This window comes from Moorena sp. SIO4G3, assembly GCF_010692305.1.
In the GTDB taxonomy this organism is placed as follows: domain Bacteria; phylum Cyanobacteriota; class Cyanobacteriia; order Cyanobacteriales; family Coleofasciculaceae; genus Moorena; species Moorena producens_A.
In genome coordinates, this window is record NZ_JAAHIG010000491.1 from 1 (window position 1) to 5,809 (window position 5,809).

Here is a 5,809-nt window from a genome sequence, read left to right on the forward strand (position 1 = left end):
AAATTATTACACTCTGTCAAAACTTAGATGAGCGTCAGGCGTTTTTCCAACAGATACTCACAGCCATAAATGCCCATGGGGATAAATTACGGGTAGTATTAACCCTACGTTCTGATTTTGAACCCCACATCTGTGATTTGGGCTTAAAGTTGGCACCGGAAGTAATAAATCAATTGGGAACCACGGTACTGATAAATCTTTGGCAAAGTGGACGATTTATTGTACCGGCGATGACACGAGCTGAACTCAACGAAGCGATAGAAAAACCGGCTCAAGCACGGGTGATGTATTTTCAGCCCCACGATTTAGTAGAAAAATTAATTGATGAAGTGGCGGATATGCCCGGAGCATTGCCCCTGCTGTCTTTTGCCTTAAGTGAACTGTACCTGAAATACTTAAGGCGACAACGGCAGGCACAATACAGGGGTATTACTATTGACCGGGCCTTGACTCAAGCCGATTATCTTGAATTGGGGGGAGTAATGCGATCGCTAACTCAAAGGGCAGATCTTGAATATGAGGCGCTAGTTAATGAAAATCCCGCTTATGAGCAAGTAATCCGTCATGTGATGCTGCGGATGGTGGCACTAGGTGGGGGTGAGTTAGCCCGTAGGCGGGTACCTTTATCAGAATTGGAATATCCACCAGGGAAAAATGATTTAGTTAAAGAAGTAATTGAGCGCTTTACCAATGCGCGGTTACTGGTGAATGGAGTTGATGCTGATGGGAATCCCTATGTGGAACCTGCCCATGATGCTTTGGTGCGGGGTTGGCAAAAGCTGCTGGAGTGGAAACAAAAAGAGGAGGAAAATTTACTTCTACAACGGCGGTTGACTCCCGCAGCCCAGGAGTGGAAAAGCCAGCAACAGGCAAAGTTTCTTTGGAATACTAACCCTCGTCTGGATTTGTTTAAAAAGGTACTGAATTCTGATAATAACTGGCTTAACCAAGTGGAAGCTGAGTTTGTGCGGCGTACTCTGCAAAAAAGGCGAAATGATAGCCGTCGATTAATTAGCTGTGTAACGGTCGTGATTCTGGCTCTGAGTGGATTGAGCATCTTTAGTTTTAATCAGTTGCAGCAACTCAAATGCGCATCTGAGCAATTCCAAAACGACTCTATCAAAGTAGTAGGGGAATTTTCCCTCAATACTAGACTTCGCGGCAGTTGTCAGGAGATAGGAGACAGGAGACAGAAAACAGTAACAATAATTGACGAAAACAGTATCAAAAAAATACTTTTGCAAGAGGTCTACTGTATTGAACATTAACCCCACTTCTGAAAACAATCCAGTTCGTGGAGAGGTAAACATAATTCTTGTATAAAAAAGCTTGCATACAAGAGGAATCCCACCCTAACCCCCCTTAGTAAGGAGGCAAGAGCAATCCACCCCTAACCCCTCCCAGGAGGGGAAACAGATAGGAAGTTTTATTGGACAGTAAAAAACTACCTCCTAGGTTTACATCTCATTTATAAACCCTATATACGCCAATAACACTAGAGGTTGTCTGCCAATTCAATATGTAAAGATTTATTACGTAAATAATAATTTATGCGTAAAGTTAACAGATTATCTTGGGGAATAAATAGGGAGCATCCCAGTTTTGAAAAACTATAACCCAGCTGTGTGAGGGTAATTATACCGCCCACATAAAAAGATATATTTGCCAAAAATTGATGCTCCCAATCAAGGGTATTCAAGTCATCTTTATAAGTGCTTTTTGCAGAAAATGTTTTCCCGAAATCTCGCCTTTATCATCGGCATCAATAACTACACAAACGGCATTTCCCCCCTCAACACTGCCGTAAACGATGCCAAAAAACTAGTGGAAATTCTCCGCAAAAAGCATGGTTATCAAGTCTGGGTATGCTTAGACGAAGTGGCAACTCTGTCTAACTTTAACAAATTTTTATCCCATACCTTACCGGAACAAGTCACTGAAAATGACCGCTTGTTATTTTACTTCGCTGGTCATGGAGTAGCTCTCAATGGGGATGATGGCCCCGCTGGTTACTTAATTCCTCAAGATGCAATACTCGGGGATACTAATAGTTATCTGCCCATGACCAAGTTACACGATGCTTTAACTCAATTACCCTGTCGTCATTTTTTGGGTATCCTTGACTGCTGTTTTGCTGGTGCTTTTAAATGGTCCAATACTAGGGATTTATTAACCTCGCCAGAAGTAATTCACCAAGAACGATACGAGCGTTTTATTAGTGACCCAGCCTGGCAAATTATTACTTCTTCAGCCTGTGACCAAAAAGCCTTAGATAACTTTAATTTAAATAGCGAACGCGGTCAATTCGGCAATCATTCCCCTTTTGCGGCAGCATTATTAGAAGCCCTAGAAGGTGCAGGAGATATCTATCCTCGTGCCACGAATGGTAAACCGGCTGGAGATGGGGTAATTACAGCCACAGAATTATATTTACATTTACGGGATCGAGTAGAAATACCCACAGAAAAATGCCGTCTGCGACAAACCCCTGGTATTTGGTGTTTAAACAAGCACGATAAAGGCGAGTATATCTTTCTTTCTCCCGGACATCAACTTCACTTACCGCCCGCACCACCTTTAGATGAGTCACAAAATCCCTATCGCGGTTTAAAGTCCTTTGACGAGAAACACAGTGCCCTGTTTTTCGGTAGAACATTACTAGTAGAAAAGTTAGAAGATTTTGTCAAAGCTAATCCCTTAACAGTGGTGTTGGGTGCTTCCGGTTCGGGTAAGTCTAGCTTGGTCAAGGCAGGATTAATTCCCAAACTACGGCAAGATAATACCGAGAAATGGTGTATTTTGTCACCCATCCGTCCTGGTGAGACGCCCTTGCAACAGTTAAATAATGCTTTAAAAAATAGCCAATTACCAGAGGTAGCAGCCCAAAACCCCCAGCAGAACCTGGCAATGAGCATTGATGTTTGGGCGAAAAATAACCCCAATTCTAAGTTATTACTGTTTATTGACCAAAGCGAAGAAATTATTACACTCTGTCAAAACTATGATCAGCGTAAGGAGTTTTTCCAACAGATACTCACAGCCATAAATGGCCATGGGGATAAATTACGGGTAGTATTAACCTTACGTTCTGACTTTGAAGCCCAAGTCAGGGATGCTGGCTTAAAGTTTGTCGGCGAAAAACTTAACTGGGGACGATTTATTGTACCAGGGATGACACGAGGGGAACTCAACGAAGCAATCGAGAAACCCGCAGAAGCACGGGTGATGTATTTTCAGCCCGACGAATTAGTAGAACAATTGATTGATGAAGTGGTGGATATGCCGGGAGCATTGCCCTTGCTTTCTTTTGCCTTGAGCGAACTTTATCTAAAGTATTTACAGCGACAACGGGAGGCACAATATAGAGGAATCACTATTGACCGGGCCTTGACTCAAGCCGATTATCAGGAATTGGGGGGAGTAATGCGATCGCTAACTCAAAGGGCAGATAAAGAGTATGATTTGCTAGTTCAAGAAAATCCCGCTTATGACCAAGTAATCCGTCATGTGATGCTGCGGATGGTGGCACTAGGTGGGGGTGAGTTAGCCCGTAGGCGGGTACCTTTATCAGAATTGGAATATCCACCAGGGAAAAATGATTTAGTTAAGGAAGTAATTGAGCGTTTTAGCACAGCACGGTTATTGGTGAAAGGACAAGATGCTGAGGGGAATCCCTATGTGGAACCTGCCCATGATGCTTTGGTGCGGGGTTGGCAAAGGTTGCTGGAGTGGAAACAAAAAGAGGAGGAAAATTTACTTCTACAACGGCGGTTGACTCCTGCGGCGGTGGAGTGGAAAAGTGTTAAAAGCAAAAAACAATCATCCGGTTTTGAAGCATTGGCTGAACCTGTAATTAATTGGTTGGATGGGAGACTTGACCTTGCTGAAAACTTTCTTAACAAAATAAACACCCTCGAAAATACGAACTTGGCTCGATTGTGGCAACGGACACCGGATATACAAAAAGGTTCGAGAGATAAAACCGGACAATTTCTTTGGAATGCCAATCCTTATCTCGATGTATTGAATAAAAAACTCAATTCTGAGGACAACTGGTTAAACCAGGTAGAAGTTGAGTTTGTGCGGCGTAGTGTTAGAAAAAAACGCAGTAACACAATTGTGGGTTGGAGCATCGCTGGCTCAGTTCTGGTGGCAATGATTTTCTATGCTGCCGTTTGGATGCAATGGAGAAACTCTCAAATTACTCAAGCCAATTCTATCGCTCGCTCTTCTTTGTCTCTGTTTGCTAAATATAAAGACATGGAGGCTTTGGTGGAGGTGATTAAGGCAGGAAAAATCCTACAAAAACACAAGGCATCGGACCAACAGGTGATTAGTGCCCTGCAGAAAGTTCTTGATGAAGCCAGCAAAGGCAACCGCTTGCAGGGGCATACTAACAGAGTCACGAGATTCAGTTTCAGCCGGGATGGCCAGACTTTGGCTTCTGGTAGTCGTGACAAGACCATCAAACTCTGGAATCTAGAGACAGGCAAGGTAATCCGAACCCTGATCGGGCATACTGAAGCTGTCAGGAGCGTCAGTTTCAGGCGGGATGGCCAGACTTTGGCTTCTGGCAGTGAGGACAAGACCATCAAACTCTGGGATCTAGAGACAGGAACCGAAATCCGCACCCTGATCGGGCATAATTCCGATGTCGAGAGCGTCAGTTTCAGCCGGGATGGGCAGACCTTAGCTTCTGGTAGTGAGGACAAGACCATCAAACTCTGGGATCCTAAAACAGGCAAGGTAATCCGCACCCTGATCGGGCATAATTCCGATGTCAAGAGCGTCAGTTTCAGCCGGGATGGCCAGACCTTGGCTTCTGGCAGTCGTGACAAGACCATCAAACTCTGGGATCTACAGACAGGCAAGGTAATCCGCACCCTGATCGGGCATACTGAAGCTGTCAGGAGGGTCAGTTTCAGCCGGGATGGGCAGACCTTGGCTTCTGGCAGTGATGACAAGACCATCAAACTCTGGAATCTAGAGACAGGCAAGGTAATCCGCACCCTGATCGGGCATACTGAAGCTGTCAGGAGGGTCAGTTTCAGCCGGGATGGCCAGACCTTGGCTTCTGGCAGTGAGGACAACACCATCAAACTCTGGAATCTAGAGACGGGCAAGGTAATCCGAACCCTGATCGGGCATACTGACTTGGTCTTTAGCGTCAGTTTCAGCCCCGATGGCCAGACCTTGGCTTCTGGCAGTGATGACAACACCATCAAACACTGGAATGTAGAGACGAGAAGGAAAATCCTCACCCTCCAGACCCTCCAGACCCTGATCGGGCATACTAACAGAGTCACGAGATTCAGTTTCAGCCGGGATGGCCAGACCTTGGCTTCTGGCAGTTTTGACAACACCATCAAACTCTGGAATCTAGAGACAGGCAAGGTAATCCGAACCCTGATCGGGCATGATGGCGCTGTCAATAGCGTTAGTTTGAGCCGGGATGGCCAGACCTTGGCTTCTGGCAGTGATGACAACACCATCAAACACTGGAATCTAGAGACAGGCAAGGTAATCCACACCCTGATCGGGCATGATGGCGCTGTCAATAGCGTTAGTTTCAGCCGGGATGGCCAGACCTTGGCTTCTGGCAGTGATGACAACAGCATCAAACACTGGAATCTAGAGACAGGCAAGGTAATCCACACCCTGATCGGGCATACTAACATTGTCAATAGCGTTAGTTTCAGCCGGGATGGCCAGACCTTGGCTTCTGGCAGTGATGACAACAGCATCAAACACTGGAATCTAGAGACAGGCAAGGTAATCCACACCCTGATCGGGCATGATGGCGCTGTCA

The 5,809-nt window shown here is 45.4% G+C and carries 1 protein-coding gene and 1 pseudogene; both read left to right on the forward strand.

Annotated features, from left to right (window positions below; genetic code table 11):
* Positions 1-1,268 (forward strand): annotated as a pseudogene (locus tag F6J99_RS40885) (caspase); the annotation flags it as partial.
* A gap of 460 nt (positions 1,269-1,728) precedes the next feature.
* On the forward strand, positions 1,729-5,809 hold a 4,081-nt coding region (locus tag F6J99_RS40890), incomplete at its 3' end, for a caspase family protein (RefSeq protein ID WP_293122115.1).